This window comes from Mesorhizobium sp. CA4 (genome assembly GCF_020165075.1).
GTDB lineage: Bacteria > Pseudomonadota > Alphaproteobacteria > Rhizobiales > Rhizobiaceae > Mesorhizobium.
The window spans coordinates 1-3480 of the sequence record NZ_JAIUHK010000076.1; the positions used below are offsets into that span (position 1 = coordinate 1).

Annotated in this window: 3 protein-coding genes and 1 pseudogene; all 4 read right to left on the bottom strand. The window is 62.2% G+C overall.

Annotated features, from left to right (window positions below; translation table 11 throughout):
* Window positions 1-77, bottom strand: a pseudogene (locus LB528_RS30045) (elongation factor Tu); the annotation flags it as partial.
* Between the two features lie 65 nt (window positions 78-142).
* The gene (fusA, locus tag LB528_RS30050; RefSeq protein WP_224717232.1) at window positions 143-2233 is read right to left on the bottom strand and encodes an elongation factor G; all 2091 of its coding nucleotides are present in this window, start codon (window positions 2231-2233) and stop codon (window positions 143-145) included.
* Between the two features lie 27 nt (window positions 2234-2260).
* On the bottom strand, window positions 2261-2731 hold the full coding sequence (rpsG, locus tag LB528_RS30055; RefSeq protein ID WP_127229703.1) for a 30S ribosomal protein S7: 471 nt from the start codon (window positions 2729-2731) through the stop codon (window positions 2261-2263).
* Between the two features lie 9 nt (window positions 2732-2740).
* Window positions 2741-3112: a 30S ribosomal protein S12 gene (rpsL, locus tag LB528_RS30060; protein WP_006202128.1), complete on the bottom strand. Its 372-nt coding sequence runs from the start codon at window positions 3110-3112 to the stop codon at window positions 2741-2743.
* Between the last annotated feature and the right edge of the window lie 368 nt (window positions 3113-3480).

Genomic DNA, 3480 nt, shown 5'->3' on the forward strand with positions numbered 1-3480 from the left:
GTCTTGCCATGATCGACGTGGCCGATCGTGCCAATGTTCACATGCGGCTTGGTGCGCTCGAATTTACCTTTTGCCATGTGATCTCTCCATTCCTGCCTGCCCGTGCGGGCCTTGAATTAAGGTCTCGTGCAACCCGCTCGAGTTACGCGTATTTCTTCTGAACTTCCTGGGCGACCGCGGTCGGAACCGGCTCATAGTGGTCGAACTGCATCGTGTACTGGGCGCGGCCCTGCGACATCGAACGCAGATTGTCGACGTACTTGAACATGTTCGCCAGCGGCACCATCGCGTTGATGACAACGGCAACGCCGCGCGCTTCCTGGCCCTGGATCTGACCGCGACGGCCGTTGAGGTCGCCGATGACGCCGCCGACATAGTCTTCCGGCGTCACGACCTCGACCTTCATGATCGGCTCGAGCAGCTGCACGCCGAGGCGCGGAGCGGCTTCCTTGAAGCAGGCGCGGGCGGCGATTTCGAACGCCAGCACCGAGGAGTCGACGTCGTGGAAGGCGCCGTCGACGAGGGTCGCCTTGACGCCGATCATCGGGAAGCCGGCGAACGGGCCGGAACCCATGACGCTCTGGATGCCCTTCTCGACGCCCGGGATGTATTCCTTCGGAACCGCACCGCCGACGATCTTGGACTCGAACACGAACTCTTCGCTCTCGGTGTTCGGCTCGAAGATGATCTTGACGCGGGCGAACTGGCCGGTACCGCCGGTCTGCTTCTTATGCGTGTAGTCCTGCTCGTGCGTGCGGGTGATCGTCTCGCGATAGGCCACCTGCGGCGCGCCGACATTGGCTTCCACCTTGAACTCGCGGCGCATGCGGTCGACGATGATGTCGAGATGCAATTCGCCCATGCCGGCGATGATGGTCTGGCCGCTTTCCTCGTCGGTCTTGACGCGGAAGGAAGGATCCTCGGCCGCCAGGCGATGCAGCGCGAGGCCCATCTTTTCCTGGTCGTTCTTGGTCTTCGGCTCGATGGCGATCTGGATGACCGGATCGGGGAATTCCATGCGCTCCAGGATGACCGGATGCAGCGGATCGCAGAGCGTGTCGCCGGTGGTCGTGTCCTTGAGGCCGGCGAGCGCAACGATGTCGCCGGCATAGGCTTCCTCGATATCTGCGCGCGAATTCGCATGCATCTGCAGCATGCGGCCGATGCGCTCCTTCTTGCCCTTCACCGTGTTGTCGAGCGAAGTGCCCTTGGTGAGCTTGCCCGAATAGATGCGGGCAAAGGTCAGCGAACCGACGAACGGGTCGTTCATGATCTTGAACGCCAGCATCGACAGCGGCTCGTTGTCATCGGCATGGCGCTCAATCTCGGCGTCGGTCTTGGCGTCGACACCCTTGATGGCCGGCACGTCGATCGGCGACGGCAGGTATTCGACGACGGCGTCGAGCAGCGGCTGCACGCCCTTGTTCTTGAAGGCCGAGCCGCAGAACATCGGGAAGAACTTGACCGCGATAGTGCCCTTGCGGATCAGCGCGCGGATCTCGTCATTCGACGGCATCTTGCCTTCGAGGTAGTTCTCGAGCGCAGTCTCGTCCATCTCGACGGCGGCTTCAATCATCTTCTCGCGGTACTGCTCGGCCTTGTCCTTGAGGTCAGCCGGGATCTCGACGACGTCCCATGCGGCGCCCAGGGTCTCGTCACGCCAGACCAGCGCGTTCATCTCGACGAGGTCGACGACGCCCTTGAACTCGGTCTCAGCGCCGATCGGCAACTGCATGACGACGGCCTGCGCACCGAGGCGCGAGCCGATCATTTCCACCGAGCGGTAGAAGTCGGCACCGATCTTGTCCATCTTGTTGCAGAAGATCATGCGCGGCACGTGGTACTTGTCGGCCTGGCGCCACACGGTCTCGGTCTGCGGCTCAACGCCGGCGTTGGCGTCGAGCAGCGCGATGGCGCCGTCGAGCACGCGCAACGAACGCTCGACCTCGATGGTGAAGTCGACGTGTCCGGGAGTGTCGATGATGTTGAAGCGGCGCATCTTGCCGTCGCGACCCTTCCAGAAGGTCGTGGTGGCGGCCGACGTGATGGTGATGCCGCGTTCCTGCTCCTGCTCCATCCAGTCCATGGTGGCAGCGCCGTCATGGACTTCGCCGATCTTGTGCGACTTGCCCGTGTAGTACAGGACGCGCTCGGTCGTCGTCGTCTTGCCGGCGTCGATATGCGCCATGATACCGAAATTGCGGTAGTCTTCGATTTTGTATTCGCGGGCCATGGGAGGTGCCTCTCAGTCTCTTTCGCGTTACCAGCGGTAATGCGCGAAGGCGCGGTTGGCTTCCGCCATCTTGTGGGTGTCTTCACGCTTCTTGACGGCCGTTCCGCGGTTGTTGGCCGCGTCCATCAGCTCACCCGAGAGGCGGTCGACCATGGTGGTCTCATTGCGGTTGCGGGCCGCGGCGATAAGCCAGCGGATGGCCAGCGCCTGGCGGCGCTCGGGGCGCACGTCGACCGGAACCTGGTAGGTGGCGCCGCCGACGCGGCGCGAGCGCACTTCCACATGCGGCGCGACATTGTCGAGCGCCTGGTGGAAGACGGTGACCGGCTCCTGCTTGGTCTTGGCCTGGACCTGGTCCAGCGCGCCGTAGACGATGGTCTCGGCAACCGACTTCTTGCCGTCATACATGACGGCGTTCATGAACTTGGTGACGACCAGATCGCCGAACTTGGGGTCCGGATTGATCTCACGCTTTTCTGCACTGTGACGACGGGACATGGGAAACCCTTACTTCGGACGCTTGGCGCCGTATTTCGAACGACGCTGCTTGCGGTTCTTCACACCCTGCGTGTCGAGCACGCCGCGGATGATGTGGTAGCGGACGCCCGGCAGATCCTTGACGCGGCCGCCGCGGATCATGACCACCGAGTGCTCCTGAAGGTTGTGACCTTCGCCCGGGATGTAGCCGATCACTTCAAAGCCGTTGGTCAGGCGAATCTTGGCCACCTTGCGCAGCGCCGAGTTCGGCTTCTTCGGCGTCGTCGTGTAGACGCGCGTGCAGACGCCCCGCTTCTGCGGGTTCTGCTGCATGGCCGGGACCTTGTTGCGCTTCACCGGCGCCAGGCGCGGCTTGCGGATCAGCTGGTTGACGGTAGGCATTAAACCCTCTTGTCTCTCAATTCCGTGTCTGCCCTGTCAGGGCCGCTCAAAGCGTCATTTCCATACGCAAATTCGGGCAACACACCGCGCCTCGCGGTCCTGCCCGAACAAATTGCAGAGGAAGCGGAAGCCGCTTCATGCGCGCCGGAAATGTCTTTTCGCTCGTAAAACGAACCCTGTTTGAGGCAAACTCCAAAGCGTGTCGCTTCGGACAGGAGAGCCTCACATCGGTTCTGACGTCGCGGCTTCTACTCGCAACCCCAAGGTCCGTCAACCCCGAAGCGGCAAATATGTCGTAAGCGCATGAGTTGTCCGGGTTAGGTAGCACATGAGTTGTCCGGTTTTATCGCCAGCGAATGGAGGCTGGG

What these genes read in the sequence shown, in the direction of transcription:
- fusA (WP_224717232.1), bottom strand. Translation starts at nt 2,233, where the DNA reads ATGGCCCGCGAATACAAAATCGAAGACTACCGCAATTTCGGTATCATG.
- rpsG (WP_127229703.1), bottom strand. Translation starts at nt 2,731, where the DNA reads ATGTCCCGTCGTCACAGTGCAGAAAAGCGTGAGATCAATCCGGACCCC.
- rpsL (WP_006202128.1), bottom strand. Translation starts at nt 3,112, where the DNA reads ATGCCTACCGTCAACCAGCTGATCCGCAAGCCGCGCCTGGCGCCGGTG.